15 protein-coding genes and 1 pseudogene are annotated in these 19788 nt (G+C 69.4%); 6 read left to right on the top strand and 10 right to left on the bottom strand.

The annotated features are described in order from the left end of the window. Positions 1–89 precede the first annotated feature (89 nt). Together ACF0H8_RS11485 and ACF0H8_RS11480 are read left to right on the top strand one after the other, a co-directional pair. A complete protein-coding gene (locus ACF0H8_RS11485; RefSeq protein ID WP_395289044.1) occupies positions 90–1001 on the top strand; it encodes a LysR family transcriptional regulator in 912 nt (303 codons plus the stop codon). Positions 1002–1100: 99 nt separating this feature from the next. Beyond that, positions 1101–2587: pseudogene (locus ACF0H8_RS11480) on the top strand (NAD-dependent succinate-semialdehyde dehydrogenase). A gap of 202 nt (positions 2588–2789) precedes the next feature. Here ACF0H8_RS11480 and ACF0H8_RS11475 read toward each other — a convergent pair. From ACF0H8_RS11475 to ACF0H8_RS11465, 3 genes are read right to left on the bottom strand one after another with little or no spacing between them, the layout of a single operon-like run. Then, entirely contained in the window at positions 2790–5042 is a 2253-nt protein-coding gene (locus ACF0H8_RS11475) for a cytochrome P450 (RefSeq protein WP_395289043.1), read from the bottom strand. Positions 5043–5058: 16 nt separating this feature from the next. Then, positions 5059–6255 carry a serine hydrolase domain-containing protein gene (locus ACF0H8_RS11470; protein WP_395289042.1) on the bottom strand — a complete coding sequence of 399 codons (1197 nt, stop codon included), beginning with the start codon at positions 6253–6255 and terminating at the stop codon, positions 5059–5061. Positions 6256–6302: 47 nt separating this feature from the next. Continuing rightward, positions 6303–7118 (bottom strand): SDR family NAD(P)-dependent oxidoreductase, encoded by an 816-nt coding sequence (locus tag ACF0H8_RS11465; protein ID WP_395289041.1) that lies wholly within the window; start codon positions 7116–7118, stop codon positions 6303–6305. 107 nt (positions 7119–7225) lie between these two features. Between ACF0H8_RS11465 and ACF0H8_RS11460 the strand changes: the two genes are divergently transcribed. Together ACF0H8_RS11460 and ACF0H8_RS11455 are read left to right on the top strand one after the other, a co-directional pair. Continuing rightward, the gene (locus ACF0H8_RS11460; protein WP_395289040.1) at positions 7226–7774 is read left to right on the top strand and encodes an HtaA domain-containing protein; all 549 of its coding nucleotides are present in this window, start codon (positions 7226–7228) and stop codon (positions 7772–7774) included. Positions 7775–7999: 225 nt separating this feature from the next. After that, a complete protein-coding gene (locus ACF0H8_RS11455; RefSeq protein WP_395287198.1) occupies positions 8000–9307 on the top strand; it encodes an ISL3 family transposase in 1308 nt (435 codons plus the stop codon). 647 nt (positions 9308–9954) lie between these two features. Here ACF0H8_RS11455 and ACF0H8_RS11450 read toward each other — a convergent pair. From ACF0H8_RS11450 to ACF0H8_RS11420, 7 genes are all read right to left on the bottom strand, one after another. Then, the gene (locus ACF0H8_RS11450; RefSeq protein WP_395289039.1) at positions 9955–10131 is read right to left on the bottom strand and encodes a hypothetical protein; all 177 of its coding nucleotides are present in this window, start codon (positions 10129–10131) and stop codon (positions 9955–9957) included. Between the two features lie 696 nt (positions 10132–10827). Then, the gene (locus tag ACF0H8_RS11445) at positions 10828–11751 is read right to left on the bottom strand and encodes an ABC transporter permease (protein ID WP_395289038.1); all 924 of its coding nucleotides are present in this window, start codon (positions 11749–11751) and stop codon (positions 10828–10830) included. 98 nt (positions 11752–11849) lie between these two features. After that, a complete protein-coding gene (locus ACF0H8_RS11440; RefSeq protein WP_395289037.1) occupies positions 11850–13376 on the bottom strand; it encodes a sugar ABC transporter ATP-binding protein in 1527 nt (508 codons plus the stop codon). Next, a complete protein-coding gene (locus ACF0H8_RS11435) occupies positions 13373–14572 on the bottom strand; it encodes a sugar ABC transporter substrate-binding protein (protein ID WP_395289036.1) in 1200 nt (399 codons plus the stop codon). Before ACF0H8_RS11435 ends, ACF0H8_RS11440 begins: the two co-directional genes overlap by 4 nt. Before the next feature lie 110 nt (positions 14573–14682). Next, positions 14683–15489 (bottom strand): cyclase family protein, encoded by an 807-nt coding sequence (locus tag ACF0H8_RS11430; RefSeq protein ID WP_395289035.1) that lies wholly within the window; start codon positions 15487–15489, stop codon positions 14683–14685. Beyond that, a complete protein-coding gene (locus ACF0H8_RS11425) occupies positions 15462–16487 on the bottom strand; it encodes a VOC family protein (protein ID WP_395289034.1) in 1026 nt (341 codons plus the stop codon). Before ACF0H8_RS11425 ends, ACF0H8_RS11430 begins: the two co-directional genes overlap by 28 nt. Before the next feature lie 36 nt (positions 16488–16523). Further along, positions 16524–17702: an FAD-dependent monooxygenase gene (locus tag ACF0H8_RS11420; RefSeq protein ID WP_395289033.1), complete on the bottom strand. Its 1179-nt coding sequence runs from the start codon at positions 17700–17702 to the stop codon at positions 16524–16526. A 138-nt stretch (positions 17703–17840) separates the two neighbouring features. On the opposite strand from ACF0H8_RS11420, the gene ACF0H8_RS11415 reads away from it, so the two are divergent. After that, positions 17841–18746 carry a LysR family transcriptional regulator gene (locus tag ACF0H8_RS11415; protein ID WP_395289032.1) on the top strand — a complete coding sequence of 302 codons (906 nt, stop codon included), beginning with the start codon at positions 17841–17843 and terminating at the stop codon, positions 18744–18746. Positions 18747–18872: 126 nt separating this feature from the next. Next, complete coding sequence (locus ACF0H8_RS11410; RefSeq protein ID WP_395289031.1) at positions 18873–19787, top strand: fumarylacetoacetate hydrolase family protein; 915 nt, start codon at positions 18873–18875, stop codon at positions 19785–19787. The last annotated feature ends 1 nt before the right edge of the window (position 19788 follow it).

The raw sequence follows: 19788 nt of genomic DNA, 5'->3' as shown, positions 1-19788 counted from the left end.
GGTGTCGCGTTGGGTCGACGTTATGGCCGGCCCCGCCGGTTGGCCATAGGCACGCAGGAATTCGTCGCTCGCCGGTATACGGTTTGAGTATGGACATCCGGCAGATCAGGTACTTCGCCGAGGTCGTCCGGCAGGGGTCGATCTCCCGGGCGGCCCGCACGCTGGGCATGACCCAGCCCCCGCTGAGCACGACGATCGCCAACCTCGAGAAGGAGCTCGGCGTCCGGCTGCTCGAGCGCACGCCGCGGGGCATCCACGCGACGCCGGCCGGGCAGCTGCTGCTGCGCCGCGGCGACCTGCTGGTGCGCGAGACCGAGGCCCTGGCCAAGGAGCTGCAGCGGCACGGCCGCGGCGTGTCCGGCTCGCTCCACATCGCGTCGGTCATGCCGTTCGCGTGGGCCTACCTGCCGCGGGTGCTCGCCCGCTACCACCGGGTCGCGCCGTACGTCGACATCACGCTGTCCGACCCGCCGCCAGAAGCGGTCATCGACGGCCTGCTCGCCGGCACGACCGACGTCGCGATCATGGCGACGTCGGACCCGCAGCGCATGCGGACGATGTACCAGGGGACGTTCCGGATCGAGCGGCTGACCTCGCTGCCGCTCGTGGCGGTGCTGCCGGCGGACCGCGGCGACGAGCCGGAGCCCGTGCCGCTCGCCGACCTGGTCCGCGAGACGATCCTGCTGCCCCGGACGACGCCACGCTTCCCCGGCCTGACCGAGCTGGTCGTCGACGCCTGCCTGGCTCAGGGCATCGCGCCGCCGCCGGTCAAGGGGGTGTGGAACCTGCAGACGACCCTCCCGCTCATCACCGCCGGGCTCGGGGTGAGCGTCATGCCGCCGGAGATCAAGCAGCTCGCCCAGACCGCCGTCGTCACGAAAGAGGTGACCCCGACGCTGCCCCGTCTGCAGGTGGAGGTGGTGTGGCGGCCGTCGCCGCAGCCGAACGAGGTGGTATCGCTGTTCCTCCAGACGGTGCTGCGGCGGGACCTGAAAACCTGATCCCCGGCATGCCGGCGCCGCCGGCGCCCACCACCTCGCAGATTGTCGGACAATATGTATGCTGCGGCCGACCGACCTTCCCGACCCGCGAGGTGTCCGATGACGCGCGTCTCCCCCGAGGCTCCCCCGACCGCCCTGCCGGCCGGCACGCCCACCCAGCTCCTCGTCGGGGGGACGTGGCGCGCCGCGTCCACCGGCCGGACCTTCCCGGTCCACGACCCCGCCACGGGCGAGGTCCTCGCGGAGGTCGCGGACGCCTCGCCCGAGGACGGCATCGCCGCGCTCGACGCCGCCGTGGCCGCCCAGGCAGGGTGGGCCGCGACCCCGCCCCGAGTCCGGGGTGAGCTGCTGCGAGCGGCGTTCGAGGCCGTCGTCGCACGCGGCGAGGAGCTGGCCACGGTGATGACCCTCGAGATGGGCAAGCCGCTCGCCGAGGCCCGCGGTGAGGTCACGTACGGCGCCGAGTTCCTGCGCTGGTTCTCGGAGGAGGCGGTGCGCGTCGCCGGGCGCTACCAGCTCGCGCCCGAGGGCACCTCGCGGCAGCTCGTCACGAGGCGGCCCGTGGGTCCGTGCCTGTTCATCACCCCGTGGAACTTCCCGCTCGCGATGGCTACCCGGAAGGTCGCGCCGGCGCTCGCGGCTGGCTGCACCGTCGTTCTCAAGCCGGCCGTGGCCACACCGCTCACGGCCCTGCTCTTCGCCCGGGTGCTGCAGGACGTCGGGGTGCCCGACGGCGTCGTCAACGTCATCCCGACGATCACGGCGCCCGCCGTCACCGGCCCGGTTATCAAGGACCGCCGGCTCCGCAAGCTTTCCTTCACCGGCTCGACGGCCGTCGGCCGCGCCCTGTTGGCCGAGGCCTCTCAGAACGTGCTGCGGACCTCGATGGAGCTCGGCGGCAACGCGCCCTTCCTGGTGTTCGACGACGCCGACCTCGACGCGGCCGTGCGGGGTGCGTATCTTGCCAAGCTCCGCAACATGGGACAGGCGTGCACCGCGGCGAACCGGATGATCGTCCACGAGGACGTCGCCGCGGAGTTCACCCGCCGCCTCTCGGACCTCTTCGCCGGCCTGACGGTCGCGCCGGGGATCGACCCGGCGGCCCAGGTCGGGCCGGTCATCTCCGAGAACGCCCGCGCCGACATCCACGGCCTGGTCCGCGACGCGGTGGCCGACGGCGCCCGCGTCCTGACGGGCGGGGAGCCGCTGGACGGGCCGGGCTGGTTCTACCCGCCCACCGTCCTGGCCGACGTGCCGGCGACGGCGCGCATCCTCGACGCGGAGATCTTCGGCCCGGTGGCCCCCGTGACGACGTTCCGGACCGAGGAGAGGCGCTGGCGATCGCCAACGCGGCCGACGTCGGCCTGGCCGGGTATGTCTTCACGAAGGACCTCGACCGCGTCCTGCGCATGACTGAGCGGCTCGAGGTCGGGATGATCGGCGTCAACCAGGGCCTGCTGTCCAACGCCGCGGCGCCGTTCGGTGGCGTCAGGCAGTCCGGCCTGGGCCGCGAGGGCGGCACCGAGGGCATCGATGAGTTCCTCGAGACCGTCTACGCGGCGCTGCCGGACCCCCACCGCGCCTGACAGCGTCCGAGCTGAGCGCCGGCCACGGCCGCGGGTTGGTCGCGCTCGTGCATGGCCGGCGCGGCCAGCGTCCATCCGCACGCGGAGGCGCGCCCGTGGCGGGCTCGTCCTCGCCGCGCGCCGGGGCGACCGTGGCCCGCCCGGGCCACGGTCGCCGTCGAGCCTCATGGCGGCGGCGCGAGGTCCGCCGCCGCCCAGGTGGCTAGAGCTCGAGGACGAGCCTGGAGCAGCCGCGCTCGGCGCGGGAGACGCAGACCATCATGGTCTCGTTGGCCTCCTGCTCCTCGGGGGTGAGGATCGAGTCGCGGTGGTGGGCGCGGCCGAGCACGATGCGGGTCTCGCACGTGCCGCAGGTGCCCTCCTGGCAGGAGGTGAGGACGGTGATCCCATTCTCCTCGGCGACGTCGACGATCGACTTCCCGGCGGGCACCGCGGCGGTGACCCCCGACTCGGCGAACTCGACCTCGAAGGTCTCGTCGGGCTCGGTGAGGACGACCGCCTTGGGCGCGAACCGCTCCATGTGGAGAGAGCCGACCGGCCAGTGCTCCGTCGCCCTCTCCATCGCCTGGAGCAGGGGCTCGGGACCGCACGTGTAGACGAGCGTGTCGGGCCGGACCACGCCGAGGAGCCCGGCGAGGTCGAGCAGGCCGTGCTCGTCCTGCGGGCGCACCTGCACCTTGTCGCCGTAGCGGGCGAGCTCGTCGAGGTAGGCCATCGAGGCCCGCGTCCGGCCGCCGTAGAGCAGCGTCCACTCCGCACCGGCTGCCTCGGCCTGCTCGATCATCGGCAGGATCGGCGTGATGCCGATGCCGCCGGCGACGAACAGGTACCACGGCGAGGCGTGGAAGGTGAAGTTGTTCCGCGGCCATGACACCCGCAGCGTCGAGCCCTCGGTGACGTGGTCGTGGAGGTAGGTCGACCCGCCGCGGCTCTCCGGCTCGCGGAGGACACCGATGCGCCAGCGGTCGGTGCGCCCCGGGGAGGAGCACAGGCTGTACTGGCAGACCCTGCCCTCGCCGTCGTCGCCCGTGTGGACGTCGACGTGCGCACCGGGCCTCCACGCGGGCAGGTCGCCGCCGTCCGGGTGCGCCAGCGTCAGCGAGACCACCCCGTCGGACACGTCGCGGCGCTCGACGACCGTGAGCGCCATCTCGCGGGGCGCCTGCTTCCTGGACCGCTCGCTGTCCGCGACGTCCCACGTCACCGGGAGCGAGCGGCGGGCCGGCACGAAGACCATGCGCACGAAGTCGAGCGGCACCTCGGGCGCGGGGCGCAGCGAGGGCAGCCGCTCGAAGAGCACCTGCAGGCCGGCAGCGCCCTGGACGCGGGCCAGGTTCTGCCCGAGGCAGGTGTGCCGGCCGCGGGTGAACGCGAGGTGGGACTCGGGATCGGGGCGGTGGATGTCGAACTCGAACGGCCGGTCGATCCAGTCCGGGTCGGTGTTCGCGCTGACGAGCACGATCCAGACCATGTCGCCCTTCTTGATCCGCACGCCCGAGAGCTCGACGTCCTTCTCCGCACGGCGAGAGGTGAACGTCGACGACGGTCGCAGGCGCACCGTCTCCTCGAACACCCTCGCCCACAGCGCCGGGTCGGCGATCGCCTCGGCAAGCACGTCCGGCGACCTGTCCAGGTACATGATCGCGTTCGCCATGGCCTGCGCCGTGGTGTCGGCGCCGGCCTGGGCGAACTCGCTGAGGTGAAGGGCGATCTGCGCCGGGGTGAGGGCGTAGTCGCCCTCCTTGTCCTTCGCGGTCGCCATGTCCGAGATGAGGTCCTCGCGCGGGTGCGCCCGGCGGTCCTCGATGATGCGGCGCAGCTCGAGCTGGGCAGCCACGTACCGGTCCCAGACGTCGTCGACGATGTCCTCGGGGATGGGCTCCTGTGCACTCGACAGCACGCGGGCGTTGTCGTCACGGAGCTGGCGCATCATCGCGTCGTGCTCCCAGCCCAGGCCCATGTGCGCGAGCAGCGTCTGGGTGGTCAGCTCGAGGCAGTAGTCCTCGATGATGTTGCCGCTGCCGTTGGCCTCAAACCGGTCGATAATGCGGTGGGCCCGCGCCTCGATCTGGGACCGCAGCGCCTCCATCCGCGCCTTGGTGAAGCCCGGCTGTGCGACGGCGCGGTGCAGCGTGTGGCTCGGCGGGTCGGACCCCACGAGCATCTGGGAGATGAGCTCCGGCGGGACGGCCTCGCGGTGGCGGTCGGGCACGTCTATGAGCGCCGAGTTGGCGCCCGAGCTGAAGTCGGTCCAGCTGCCAAGCACCACCTCGACGTCCTTGCGCCGGGTGACGATCCAGGCGTTGATGAACGGGTAGAAGAAGACCGGGTGCTCGTCGCGGATGCTCGCGAAGAAGGCCGCCGGGTCCTCGTAGTAGGCGTCATCGACGATGAGGTCGAAGCCAGGGACGGTGGGGCGCTCGGGCGTTTGCAACGCCGTCGGTGTCGTGGTCATCGTTGACTCCTGGTAGCTACAGGGCCGCCGCGACGGCCATGGTGGAGAGCTTCTGGAAGCGGGCGACGTTCTCGCTCTCCTCCATGACGCCGGCGGAGAGGAAGACGAACGTCATGTCGCGCTCCGGGTCGACCCAGAACAGCGACGAGCCGGCGCCGTAGTTGCCGTGGGTGCGCGGGGACGTGAAGGGCCCGAAGAAGTTCGGCGCCGTGCCCGTCCCGCTGAGGGAGAAGCCGAGGCCGAAGTTGCCCTTCGGCATCTCCCAGCCGCGCGCCCTGGCCATCTCGGCATACAGGTCGTTTGGCATGTCGCCGGTCTGGAGGGTGGTCGCCTGCTCGAGGACCGCCGGGGCGATGAGCTGCTCGCCGTCGTGGCGCCCCTTGTTGCGGATCATCTCCGCAAACGTGAAGACGTCGTCGACTGTGCTGACCGAGCCGACCCAGGGCATCTCAGCGTCCTCGCTGATGTGGTCGTTGAGGCACTCGATGTCCTCGGGCGACAAGAAGCCGCCCTCGGGCAGGTACACCTTGAGCGGGACGGCCCTGTCCTCCCACGCGCGTGGCAGGCCGAAGCGCGTGCTGTCCATGCCGAGCGGCTGGAAGATGAGCTTGTCGGCGAGCCGTCCGAAAGACGCGGCGCCGTAGGCGCGGCGGACCATCTCGCCCATGAGTGCGTGGTTGATCGCCGGGGAGTAGTTGAGGTTCGTCCCCGGCTCGAACAGCACGTCAACCCCGCCGAGGGCCGCGATGACGGTCGCGAGGTTCCCGAACTTGTCGGGGCCGACACCGGGGTTCGGCGTCGGGGCCATGCCGGAGCGGTGCGTGAGGAGGTGGACGAGGTTGATCCTGTCCTTGCGCAGCATCCGGAACGGGTCCGTGCCGAGGAACTCGGGAATGAGGTCGACGACGCGGGTGGAGAGGGAGAGCCTCCCCTCGCCCAGGGCCCGGTAGACCATCGCGTTGGTGAAGGCCTTGGTGAGCGAGAGCACCCGGAAGACGTCGTCGCCCTGGAGTGGTCGGCCGGTAGCACGCTCGGCGTAACCGATGGTGTCCCGCAGCACGACCTCGCCGTGGCGGGCGACGATGATGTTGACGCCGTCGTACGTGCCGCCCTCGATGTCGCGCTCGATCTCGGCCTTGAGGCGGGCGAGCGCTTTGGTGTCGATGTCCCCGGCGGCCGTGCCGGTCAGCACGGTGGGGTTGGTCAGTTTCATGGTCACGTCGTCTCTCGTCGTCGTCGTCGCTGTCAGGGCCCGGTCGGTCACTGCATCACCAGGCCGCCCGAGGGCGAGATGGTCTGGCCGGTGTAGTAGGAGCCCTCCTCGCCGGCGAGGAACAGGACGGTCCGGGCGACCTCGGCCGGGGCCGCGCTGCGGCGGATGGGCTGCATGCCGATGAGGAAGTCGTTGAACTCCGGGTCGGTCTGCCGGAACAGCGGCGTGTCGACGGCGCCAGGGGCGAGGGCGTTCACGCGGATGTTGAACGGTGCCAGCTCGACGGCGGCCTCGCGGGTCAGGCCCAGGACGCCAGCCTTGGACGCGGGGTAGTACGCGGGCATGGCGACGCCCATGAGCGCCGCGGCGGAGGAGAAGTTGATGATGGCGCCGCCCCCGTTCCTCTTCATGAGCGGGGCGGCGGCGCGAATCGTGTAGAAGGGGCCGTAGAGGTTGATCTTGATGACCCTGTCGAAGTCCGCGTCGGAGATCTGCTCGAAGAACTCCGGCGGGGTGGGCCGGCGGCCCTCCTTCATCGCGACGAAGCCCTCGTAGTTGAGCTCGTTGAGCTTCTCCTGGGCGGCGCGGTTGGGGGTGTTGACACCCGCGGCGTTGACCAGGACGTCAAGCCGGCCGAACTCCCGCTCGATCTCCCCGAACGCGGCTCGGACCGCCGCGGGGTCGGCGATGTCCAGCGGCACGGGGCGGGCGTTCGGCACGGCGGCGACGTCCTGCGCGAGGTTGCCGGCAGAGATGTCGGCACCGAAGACGATCGCGCCCTCCTCCGCGAACGCCTGGGCGGTGGCGAGCCCCATGCCGGACGCGGCCCCGGTGACGAAGACGATCTTGTCCTGGAACTTCATGCGGTGGCTCCTCCTCGAGCGGTATGACCGATATCGCTATGACGTGTGACACATCGGGTCGCAGCCTGGCACACTGACTAGACACCTGTCTAGCGAGTGGAGCATCGATGCACGCCGTGATCCCGACGCCCGACGACGAGACGACCAGCACTGCCGCTGGATCAGAGCTGCCTCGTCCGGGCCTGACCTGGGGCCTGAAGCGCAGCTTTATCAGGTACATCTCGTCACTGCCCGACGGCGCGCACGCCGAGACCGATGGCGCCTCCCTGGAACCGCCCAGCCTCTTCCACTTCTCGCTTGACCGCGCGGAGCTGGACCGCAGCACCGGCCGCGGCACACTTCGATTCCGCGGCGACGTCCGCCTGAGCGGACACCACCGCATGCTCTCCGTGATGATCGCGGACCCGTGGGTCGAGCTCCGGGACGACTCCGCCACGCTCACGGTCGTCGACGCCAATCACTGGCCGGACCGATCCAGGCGCATGCCGCTGGCGAGCCTTTCCCTGCCGGAACCGACGGCGACGCCGGCTGGGCCCATGTGGGGCCCCGTGCCCGCCCGTCTGACCCGCGAGGGCACCACGGTGTTCAACGACCAGTACGTCACCGGCGAGGAGATGGACCCCGCGTTCATCCTGCTCCCGCGGGACCACGTGTGACCCCTTGACCGGGGCGCAAGGGCGCCGCCGGACACTCGGCGTGGCGGCACTCCTGCCGGCGCCCGCCACCGGCGGCGCTGTGGCACCGGAACCGGCACTATTCTGCGGGTTTTCGGGCTCTTCGCAGTTGAGGGTGTAACGGGAGTCGGCGCGTCGGTCGCTGGATAGGGGTCGAGGTCTTCCGATGATGAGGGTTCCTACGCCGCTCATCCGAAAGACCTCGACGTGCCCGACGTTACCTTCGCTCGCCCTGACCTGACCACGTTCGCCCGCCTCGACGAGCTCGGTTTGGAGGTCGTGGGGCAGCGGCTCGAGCCGGACCGAGCGGTGTTGGCCTGCCGCGTGGTCGAGCCCGACGAGTGGTGCCGCCGGTGCGGGTGCGAGGGCTCGCCTCGGGACACGGTGATCCGGCGGTTGGCGCACGAGCCGCTGGGGTGGCGTCCGACGACGCTGGTGGTCACGGTCCGCCGCTACCGGTGCACCGGGTGCGGGCACGTGTGGCGCCAGGACACCACGAAGGCCGCCGAGCCGCGGGCGAAGCTCTCCCGCCGGGGCCTGCGCTGGGCGCTGGAGGGCATCGTGTGCCAGCACCTGACCGTGGCCCGGGTCGCCGAGGGCCTGGGCGTGTCGTGGAACACCGCCAACGCCGCGGTCCTGGCCGAGGGAAAGCGAGTCCTCATCGACGACCCCGCCCGGTTCGACGGCGTCAAGGTCGTCGGTGTGGACGAGCACGCGTGGAGACACACCCGCCGCGGGGACAAGTACGTCACCGTGATCATCGACCTCACCCCGATCCGTGAGGGCACCGGACCGGCCCGGCTGCTGGACATGGTCGAGGGCCGCTCCAAGCAGGTCTTCAAGCAGTGGCTCGCCGAACGAGACAAGTCCTGGCGTCAGGCGGTCGAGATCGTCGCGATGGACGGCTTCACCGGGTTCAAGACCGCCACCGCCGAGGAGCTTCCCGACGCCGTCGCGATCATGGACCCCTTTCATGTCGTCCGCCTGGCCGGGGACGCCCTGGACCAGTGCCGCCGGCGCGTCCAGCAGCACACCCGCGGGCGCCGCGGCCGCAAGGGGGATCCCCTCTACGCCGCCCGGCGGACCCTGCACACCGGGACCGACCTGCTCACCGACAAGCAAAAGCAGCGGTTGGAGGACCTCTTCGACGGCGACGCCCACGTCGCGGTCGAGGCGACCTGGGCCGTCTACCAGCGCATGATCACCGCCTACCGCCACCCCGACACCACCCGAGGCCGCGAACTGCTGCACGCCGCGATCGACTCCCTCAGCCACGGCGTGCCCACCGCCCTGACCGAGCTGCGCACGCTTGGCCGCACCCTGAGCCGCCGCGCAGAGGACGTCCTGGCCTACTTCGATCGTCCCGGCACGTCCAACGGGCCCACCGAGGCCATCAACGGACGGCTCGAGCACCTGCGCGGCTCCGCACTCGGGTTCCGCAACCTCACCAACTACATCGCCAGATCCCTGCTGGAGGCCGGCGGATTCAGACCCCGACTACACCGTCAATTCTGAAGAGCCGGTTTTCGCCTCCGCAGGCTCCGGCACCTTCCGAGTGGACGCCTTTGCCGCTCCCCCGCCACGGCGGATCTGACACCAGCACCGATAGGCGGATGCATGTCGATCGATATTGGTGTGAAGAAAAGCGGTGAGCCTCGACCGACCGAATCACTCGGTCGAGGCTCTGGCTGCGGTAATACGTCGGCTGGCACGGCTGGCGGGATTTAAACCCACGACCCCTTGCTCAAATCGGGCTGGTCCCCCGACTTGAGCATTGGCGCTTCAGTGTCTGGCGAAACCGCGCAACACCTGCGGTGTTGCCTTCGATGCGAGGTGAGTACATCACGCATCGGCTCGGGGCGTCGAGCGCTGGCGATCGGTGTTTATGCGGGGTTTTCGTAGGGTCTTCCACTCCTCCGGTTGACGCCGCCGCCTGCAGCGACGCGGAACCTCTATATTCGAGGAAGCGATCTACTTCCACTTCCTCATCAACCCTGCTGGCCGGTCGAACGCGCAAGCTACGCCGCGATCTCGTGGGATACGTCGCCGTGCCGGTCGACGGGATCCTGCTGGGCCCCCGCGGTCCAAGGTGGAGCGACGGCACAGCGCCCCGAACCGTGATGGCTCTGGGCGCTGCTGTACGTGCGGTGGTGCGCGCCGGGCTACATCTTGCGGAGAATGATGTCGTCCTCTGTTAGTTCCCGCTTCGCGACGGGCGGGCGGCGCTTCCGCCGGCGGTCCGCGGCCACGCTCGAGACCGCGGCATAGATGACGTAGCCGACCAGGGCGAGCGCGCCGAGAAGCACCACCGCGCCGACGACCATCTTGACCGCCTCCATGAGCCCTCCCTCGTCACAGCTGCGCCTCGATCATGCCGGACCGCACGGCCCTCGCGCGCAGCGCATGACAGTGGCCGCACCCAGGAGAGCTCCGGGGTGCGGCTGCTGGCCTCTCACCGCCTTCGCCCTGGGTTGGGCTGCGGCAAACATCGTCGAGGGGCCGGGAATGACCCTTGCGCGCCGCACTTGCTGCCGGCGCCTGGCTAGGTGAGGCCACCGAGCCCCTCACCGGTCCTCGCCCCCTCGACGCCCCATAAAGCTCTCGTCATGGTACGGATGCGGTCCGGGCCAGTAGCCGGTCCACCACTCCTCCCCCGTCGTGACCACTGGCGGACCGCCGGCGCGCCCGCGGGAGGGAGTCGTGGGGGCACTATTGGAAGCCATTCTTGTCTCCTTCGACGAAATGGGTGGGAATTCGGGTCGTGGTGTATCCGTCAGCCGGTAAGTGGGTCTGACGTCTAGGTAGAACGGGCCCGGCACGCAATGTGCACCGGTGTGAATACGGGCCGGGTCAGTTTCGCCATCCATGATTGCGACCGCTCGGGTCCAGCCGACGGAGGCGCCACGGACCTTGGCCGGGAGGCATGCGACGGTTCCCTCAACCGCGGCTCGCGTGTAGAGGACATCGGCGGCGTGGAGCCACCACGTAATCAGGGTTTGAGGAGTGCATGGGCCATCCCGTTGGTGCGGGAAAACTCAAGCCGCCCGCCGGTGCCTGCCGAAGTATGTCGAGATGGCGATGCCCCCGACCAGTGCCGCCCCGTTGAACACAGGACTGGCCCAGGACTGCGCACCGGCGATGCTCAGGCCGCTGACCGTGAACGCCACGAACAGGACTCCGACGACGGTGCCCACGACGTTCGCCTGCCCGGGACGGATGGTCGTCATGCCGAGGAACACCGCGGCCAGCACGGGGAACATCAGTCCCGGTCCCGTCAGCGGGTCCGCGCCACCGGACCGGGCTGTGAGCAGCACACCCGCGGTCCCCACGAGGAGTCCATTCGTCACGAAGCTGACGAACACGACCCGATTCGTGCGGATCCCGACCAGGCGGGCCGACCGGGGGTTGGAGCCGATTGCGGTCAGCTCGCGACCGAACGGGGTCTGCTCGAGCAAGAACCATGTCAGGACGATGGCCGGGACGAGCAGGAACAGCAGCCGGGGCGCACCTAGCCAGGTCAGCGATCCAAAGTCCTGGAGGGCGAGGGACAACCCGGTGGTGATGGGGGCTCCGCCCGTGTACCACTGCAGGAAGCCGCCCAGCAGCGTGGCCATGCCGAGCGTGGTAATGAAGACGTCCAGTTTGGCCACCGTGACAAGCAGGCCGTTGACGACCCCGATGAGCACGCCGGTGAGGATCCCGCAGGCGATGGCCAGCCAGAGCGGGGCGTGAAAGTGGGACATGGCCGCTGCCGTGGCGACCGAGGCCAGCCCGGCGCCGGCGCTCGCCGACAGGTCCAGGAAGCCGGCCCGGAAGGGCACGACCGTCGCCAGGGCAACCAGGGCGATGACGGCGGAGTTGCCGATCGTCGTGGTCACGTTCGCCCCGGTGGGGAACACGGCACGGGTAGCCCCGTAGACGCTGAAGATCATGAGGACCAGGGCCAACGCGAGCAGCAAACCGTACCGTTCGAGGAGTTGGTGGGGCCGGTGGCCGCGGGCAGTCGGGAGACTGCCCGCGTCCGTCTGCTGAGGCGGGGCCGTATCGGTTCGGGGAGTCACCTGGTTCCGCTTTCGTTCGTTGTGGCGAGGCTGAGCTGGATAAGTCGGGCCGAGGAGAGCTCCTTAGCTGTGACTTCATGCCGGATGGTCCCGTCACGGAGCACGAGGACCCGGTCGCAGACGTTCGCGAGCTCCTCGAAGTCAGAACTCACGACGATCGCGGCGGAGCCACCCTCCGTGGCGCCCCGGATCGAGCGGTAGATCTCCCGCCGGGCGCCGGCGTCGACGCCCTGCGTGGGCTCGTCCAGGAGCATCAGACGGGGTTGGCGTCGCAGCCACCGGGCGAGGATGGCCTTCTGTTGGTTGCCCCCCGAGAGGGAGGAGAGAGCTTGGTGCTCGCTGTGGGCCTTGATGGCATGCAGCTTGATGAGGTGCCGTGTCTCCGCCCGCTCCCGGCGGGCGTCCATCCAGAAGCCACGCCAGAAGCGTGCGGTGATGCCGGCCGAGATGTTGTCCTGCAGTGAGAGGTCCACGAACGCGGAGTAACCGAGCCGGTCCTCGGGGACGTACGCAACCCCGGCACGGATTGCGGTGCGGATGCTCCCGGGCGGGAGCGTCGCGCCGTCCAGGCTGGCCATGCCCTTTCGGGGGACGATCCCGAACAGGGATTTGAGGAGAGTGCTGCGACCAGAGCCGACGAATCCCGCGATGCCGAGCACCTCACCGTGTCCGAGGGTGAAGTTGATGTCGCGGAGTCCGCGAGCGGCCAACCCCTCCACGCGGAGGAGCGGCGTGCGCGCCTCCGCGCGGCGGGCGGGGTAGACGTCGTCGAGCGCGCGGCCCGCGATGTGCTCGATCAGGCGGTCCCTCTGGGAAGGATCGTGCTGAGCGGTGAAGACCCGGCGACCGTCGCGCAGCACCGTGACACGGTCAGCGATCTCGTCGATCTCATGCAGGCGGTGCGTGATGTACACGACGGCGGTACCCCGCCCGGCCAGGCGCCGGACCCAGCCGAGCAGCAACCCCGACTCTCGCGCCGACAGCGAGGCGGTCGGCTCGTCGAGGACGAGTACCCCGCCCTCGCTCTCGCGGGCGAGGTCATGTTGGAGCGCCCGTGCGATGGCGACCATGGTGCGCTTCGCCGGGCTGAGCTCCGCGACCGTCGTCTTCGGGTGGCACCCGAGGTCGAAGCGTTCGATCAAGTCCCGTGCCCGGGCGTGCTGGGCCTTCCAGTCCACTCGACCGCCGTCGCGGGTGGCGTAGCCGTGTCCGAGCGCCAGGTTCTCCGCGACGCTCAGGTGAGCAAACACGGCCGGGTCCTGGTGCACGAACCGCAGCCCGAGGTCCCGGGCGTCGCCGGACGTGATATGCCGAGCAGATACCGCACGGCCGGCCACGGCGACGGTCCCGGCGTCCGCTGGGACCACCCCGGCGAGGATCTTCACCAACGTCGACTTGCCCGAGCCGTTCGCGCCCAAAAGGGCGTGGACCTCCCCCGCCTGCACCTCCAGTCCGACGTCGTCCAGTGCGACCGTGCTGCCATAGGTCTTGCGCAGCCCGGTCGCCGCGAGCTGGGCCGTCACTGCACGCCCCAGGCCGCGAGGTAGTCCGCCCGGAAGTCGTACTCGGACTGGTAGCCCTTGTCGCCGTCGGGCACGTTGTGCTCGGTGTCGACCGTCTGCCAGCCAATGCCCTGAGGCAGGGGCTCCTGCCCGGCGAGGACCCGGGCGACGGTGTCGATGGCGCCGTAGCCGACCCAGGAGGCGTCGTAGGCCACGGCTGCGCTCTGCCCGCGCCCGTTCTTGATGAACTCCATGTTCGGGGTGAGGCCCTCCCCGCCCATGGCGGCGATGCTGGCCGCCCGGCCGGACTCGTTCACCGCCTGCGCGAGCCCGGCCACGCTCATCCAGGCGTCGTAGACGGCGTGCGTCGCATTTGCCTCGGGGTGCGCGGTGAGGGCCGCCGCAAACTTCTGGCGCAGCACACCTGAGCCGATGTCGGTGTCTGCGACGTGCACGTCCTCCACCACGGAGCAACCCTCGCAGTCGTCCAGGACCGACATGAGCCCGTCGTTGAGGTACGTGCCGAGGATCTTGCCGTCGAAGACCGTGTTCACCACCTTGGCCTGCCCGTCCGTCGCGTCGACGATCCACCGCCCCTTGGCCTCACCCCAGCCCTTTGCCCAGTCCGCAATCCCGGGCAGCTCGGTGGTCATGAGCACCTTGCCGGCGAAGAGCGGCTCGCCCCCGATCATCGGATCGTCGCAGTCGAAGGAGAACACCCCAATGACCGCGACGTTGGCGGTCTGCGCCTCGCGCAGCGGTCCCTGGACGAGGTTGCAGTCGACGGCGATAAGGATGATCGCATCTGCCTGCGCCGAGAGCGCCTGGCGGATCCCGGTGGTGTAGGCGCCCCCAGCACCGAAGGCGCCGTCGAAGACGGTGACGTCCCAGCCGAGCTTTTCGCCGGCCTCCTGGGCAGCCGCCCCGGGAACGGCGCAGCCCTCGGCCAGCTGGGCGCATGAGATGACCCAGACGTTCATGCCATCCTCGGTCTCGACCGGCTCCTGCGGTGCCTGCCCGGATGTGCCGGCGAGGTCAGTCTCCAGGGTCGCTCCGGTCGCGCCGGCCTCGGTGGCTGGCGCGTCGGACGGCCCGGCCGTCGTGCGGCTCTCGCCGGCCCCTGTCTTCGGGGTGTCCGCCCCGCTGCTGCCGCAGGCGGCGGTGAGGAGCAGCACTGCGGCGGCAGCGCCAAGTGTGGTCGTCAATCGTCGGGTCATGGGGACTCTCCTTTGAGCCGTGATGAGGGGATCTCGTGCGAGGGCCGCGCGAGATCGGGTTCCGGCGGGGCCGGAACGTCAGGCGTGTTGATGGGGGTGACGGCAAGCAGTCAGGCGGGGTCGTCCACAATCGCGACCGCTCGAGTCCAGCCGGCGGAGGCGCCGCGGACTCTGGCCGGGAAGCAGGCGACGGTGAAGCCCGTCGGGGGCAGGCTCTCGAGGTTGTGGAGCTTCTCGATCTGGCAGTAGCCGACCTCGGCGCCGGCCTTGTGCCCTTCCCAGATCAAAGAGGCGTCGCCGGTCTCGGCGTACCGCTCGGCCGTTGCCTTGAACGGCGCGTCCCAGCTCCAGCCGTCCGTTCCGACTACGCGGGCGCCGAGGGAGGTCAGGTGCAGGGTGGCCTCTCGTCCGAACCCACATCCGTGATTGACGTAGTCGTCGCGGCCGTAGGCGGCGCCGGCTGAGGTGTTCATGAGGACGATGTCGAGGGGCTGCAGCTCGTACCCGATGTTGTCGAGTGCGGCGTCGATGTCCTCCGGCTGAACGACGTAGCCGTCGTCGAACTCGCGGAAGTCGAGCTTGACCCCTGGCCTGAAGAACCAATCGAGAGGCACCTCGTCGATGGTCCAGGCGGGCTTACCGCCGTCCATCGTCGGGTGGTAGTGCCACGGGGCGTCGATGTGCGTGCCGTTGTGGGTCGACAGGGTGACCCTCTCGACGGCCCACCCCTGGCCGTCAAGAAGGTCCTCGGGGCTGAGGCCCGGGAACAGGCCGGCGATGTCGCCGGCGGTCTCCTCGTGCCGTGAGTAATCGATGTTGAGCCGCTGGAACGGTGGATCGGCCGCGACGTCGTTCTCGAACGGGATCGACAGGTCGACGAAGCGCGGCATCAGCGTGCCGAGGTGGTCGTGGACCACGGGTTGGCCAAGGCCGCCCTGAGTTCCGGGGAGGCACCCTGTTCGGTGGCGGTGAGGCCGGCCGCGGCGGGGAACGCCTCCATCATGGAATCGGGCATGTTCCAGTTCCGGAAGAAGCTGTTGGCCCCGTCGGACGGCTTCCAGGTCCTCGCCCGCCAGTCGGGCACGTAGTTTCGGTAGCCCCCGGAGTTAACCTCCACGCGCAACGTGCTTGGCTCACGGAAGTACAAGAAGTGCTGTTCGCCGATGCCGTGAATCGAGGGGCCGTACTCGATCGGGACGCCGTTCTCGATCAGCAGGTCCGCGGTACGGACCAGGTCTTCGGGGTGGTCGACCCAGAAGGCGATGTGGTGCAGACGCCCGGGGGTGGTGGAGGTGTCGAGCACGATGCCGAGGTCGTGGGACTTCTCGTTCGTGGTGAGCACCGAGAACACCGTGACCGGGGCCTCGTCCAGGACGGTGCGGGCCATGATGCGGAAGCCGAGGGTCTGCGCATACCACGTGGCGAAGCCATCGACGTCGGAGCAGGCGATCGTGACGTGGTCGAGGAACCTGGGGGCGGCGCCGTGGCTGCTGCGCTTCTCCGGCCGATCGGGGTAGACGGACTCGTAGCCGGGTTCGGCGACGTAGTCCTCGATCTCCCACAACAGCGTCATGTTGTGGCCGAACGGGCCGGTGAAGCTGTACGCACGGCCGACACCGGGAGACGACGGGGTCCACTCCCCTCGCACCCCTCCGACGTTCTCGACACGCTCGACGAGCTCGTCGAGGGCTTCGGCATTCTCGGTGCGCCAGGCCATCGTCTTCAGCGCGGCGTCCGGTCCGGCGGAGATGACCAGGCTGTGGCGGTAGTAGTCGCCCCAGGACCGCAGGTAGATCTTGCCGTCGATCCGGTCGATGACGCGCATGCCGAATCGCTCTTCGTAGAACCGGGCGGACGCCTCGGGATCCGGGCTGGCGATCTCGAGGTAGGCCAGGTGTCCGAGCAGCTTGTTCATAGTGTTCCGTCTCAGTGAGTGGTGCGGGTGGTCGGGTCAGTTGACGGCGGCCTGGTCGGCCTGCGCGCGGAACGGCTGGTTGAGGACGCCCTCGACGAAAGCCGTCTGACCGGGTAGGTGCTCGCGCATCCCTGCGGCGGCCGCCGGAATCGCGTCGGCGGTGACCTGCATCTCCGCCTCGAGAATCGCGTGCGAGGCGTTGAAAACGAGGTCGACCCGGGGGTACCTGAGGGCCTCCACCGCGACGAGGGACTCCTCGATAGGGCGGTCGCGGGTGACCTCGTCGGCGAGCACCACGGCGTCTTCGAGCGCCATGCCGGCCCCCTGCGTCAGGTGCGGCACCGCGGTGTGTACGGCGTCGCCGAGCACGATGACGCGGCCCTTGTGCCATGGCAGGGGCACCTGCACCTCCACCAGAGGGCTGTAGACGATGCCCTGCGAGGACGTGATCGACTCGCGGATGTCGGCGAGCAGACCCGAGAACCCCGCGAGGCGCTCCCTCAGCAGCTCGCCGAAATCCTCCGGAGCATGGCGCGGGTTACCGGGCTCGCGGGTGACCAGCAGCATGTACATCGACTCGGCGGACAACGGGATCACCCCGCCCTTGACCAGGTCCCCCTGCCACAGGGTGGTTCGTGTGACGTCGGCCGGTCGAGGCAGCTGGAGCCGCCAGACCGACGAGCCGGTGTGCACGGGTTCGAAAGCGTCCCCGAACAGTCGCCGACGCATCGGCGACCGCACGCCGTCGAAGGCGACGACCAAGTCGTAGACGCCGACGTCCCCGTTGCTGAGGGTCACGGCCACGGAGTCGTCACGCTCTTCCAGAGCCTCGACCGTCACGCCGTACGTGACGCTGGCCCCGGCGGCGTCGGCGGCAGCATGGAGGATCGTGTGCAGCTCCTTGCGCGTGAGAGCGCAGTTGGCCGGCACCCTCCCGTCGCCCAGGCTCGACGGCACCAGCACGATCCGCTCGTCGTTCCAGTCCCGGTAGTCGTTCCCGTCGTAGGGGAACCCGACGGCGAGGACGTCCTCCAGCACACCCAACGCGTCCAGGGCACGCAGCGAGTTGCCCGGCTGGTTGATCCCCACGCCCAGCACGTGTTCGTCTTCCCGGACCTCGACGACGTCGACGGCGACGCCCCGCTGGCCGAGTGCTGCGGCGGCGGCCAGTCCGCCGACGCCGGCACCGATAACGAGCACCTTGTTGACAGCCATCATGCGACTCCCTCGTCCCATGGACCCCTACGGCCCTTGGAGCGGGACGCTATGGACGCGGGCCATGAAGAATCCATCCCCGGAAGTTGATGCGATTCATCGATGGAGCCAATGGATGAGCGGTTACCCTTCCCGTCCATGCAGCTGGCGAGCCTCGACCTCAATCTTCTCGTCGCGCTCGACGCGCTCCTGGATGAGCAGAGCGTGACGCGCGCGGCGGAGCGGCTGCACGTCGGTCAGTCGGCCATGAGTGCGACCCTCGCCCGTATCCGGTCCATATTCGACGACCCGTTGCTCGTCCGGGACGGGCGCTCCCTCAAGGCGACACCATTTGGGGAATCGCTCCGCGAACCGCTGGCGGCGGTGCTCAGGGAGATCCAGGCGCTGGTGGATCGGGCGAGCTTGTTCGATCCGGAGCAGAGCGATCGGATCTTCACGGTCATCGCAAGTGACTACGTCGCGCTGGTCTTGCTGCGCCCATTGCTCGAGCGCCTGGCCAAGGAGGCTCCCCAAATCCAGATCCGGGTCCGGCCAATCGAGGCCGGGCTCCTCGACGACCTCGGGCGGGGCCTGGTTGACCTGGTGATCTACCCGCGCGAGTTGCTCCCCCGGAACCGGCCGTTCAGCTCACAGCCGCTGTTCGAGGACCGCTATGTGTGTGTCGTCGATGCCGCTCACCCGGACGTCACGGACCAGCTCACGCAGGAACAGTTCGCGTCCTTGCCCTACCTTGCCGCCAGCCAGGGAGTCCTACGGTCCCTGGCCGACGATCACCTGGACGGAGATGGACTCGCTCGGAACACGATGATGGTCGCTCAGTCCTTCGTGATGGCCCCGTTCCTCCTGCCTGGCACCCGCATGTACACCCTGATCCACCAACGCCTCGCGGACATCCTCATGGCAGATCTCCGGTTCAAGGTCCTCCCTCCCCCGTATGAGATTCCCCCCATCCATGAGCTCATGCTGTGGTCACCACGGGACAACGCCGACCCGGGTCACGCGTGGTTGCGCCACCAGCTCGCCGGGCTGGCCGCAGAGCTCTGAGGGGTTCACCCATCGACCAAATCGATGGACCCCATCGTCCGAAGATGCTTGTTCGTTCGCGCGCAGTCATCGGAGTCTTTGCCCAGGTGCCGCCGGCAGGAGCGCGCCAGGACGGGGTAATCATCGATGAAGTTGGTTCGGTACTCGGAGGGCGTCGACGCCGCCGTGCGAACAGGATGGCTCACAGCTGAAGGGGTGCGCCCCCTCGCCGCCGGCGTGACCATGCCGGAAGCACTCGGCTCGGTCGGGTCAGGGATCCTCGACGGCGCCACCGCGCCCGCACCGATCCCCCTCGAGAGGCTTCACCTGCACTCTCCAGTCGACGTTCCGCCATCACTGCGTGACTTCATGTCGTTCGAGGACCACGTCGTCACCTCGATGTCCGCCCTGGGGCGTCAGGTCGACCCCATCTGGTACCAGCAACCGGTCTTCTACTTCTCCAACCCCGCAGCCGTCATCGGCCCGTCCGCCGACGTCCCGGTAGCCCCCGGTTCGTCCGAGTTCGACTTCGAGCTGGAGATCGGGGCCGTGATCGGCACCCCCGGGTCCGACATTCCCGCCTCTGAGGCAGAGCGCCACATCGCGGGCTACGCCATCCTCTGCGACTGGAGCGCACGGGACCTGCAGGAGCGTGAGATGCGCGTCGGACTCGGCCCAGCCAAAGGTAAGGACACAGCGACCACGATCGGCCCGTGGCTCATCACGCCCGACGAGCTCGAGCCCCTCCGCACACCGCGCGGCTTTGACATCGACTTCACGGTCCACGTCAACGGCCGGCTCTACAGCCGCGGCAACTGGTCGACCATCCACTGGACGTTCCCCCAGATGGTGGCCTACGCCTCCCGCGGCACAACACTGCGATCGGGCGACGTCATCGGCAGCGGCACGATCGGCACCGGCTGCATCCTGGAGCTCGGCCGAGTCCACGGCTTCGAAAGGTACCCCTACCTCTGCCCGGGCGACGTCGTCCGCATCGACGGCGGACCCCTGGGAACGATCAGCCAAACCATCGTGGCAGGCCCCGAACCCGCCACGCTCTAAC

It is taken from the genome of Georgenia sp. AZ-5, from assembly GCF_043952095.1.
GTDB lineage: Bacteria > Actinomycetota > Actinomycetes > Actinomycetales > Actinomycetaceae > Georgenia.
Note: the sequence above shows the minus strand (reverse complement) of the source record. Positions and strands in the feature narration are given on the sequence as shown.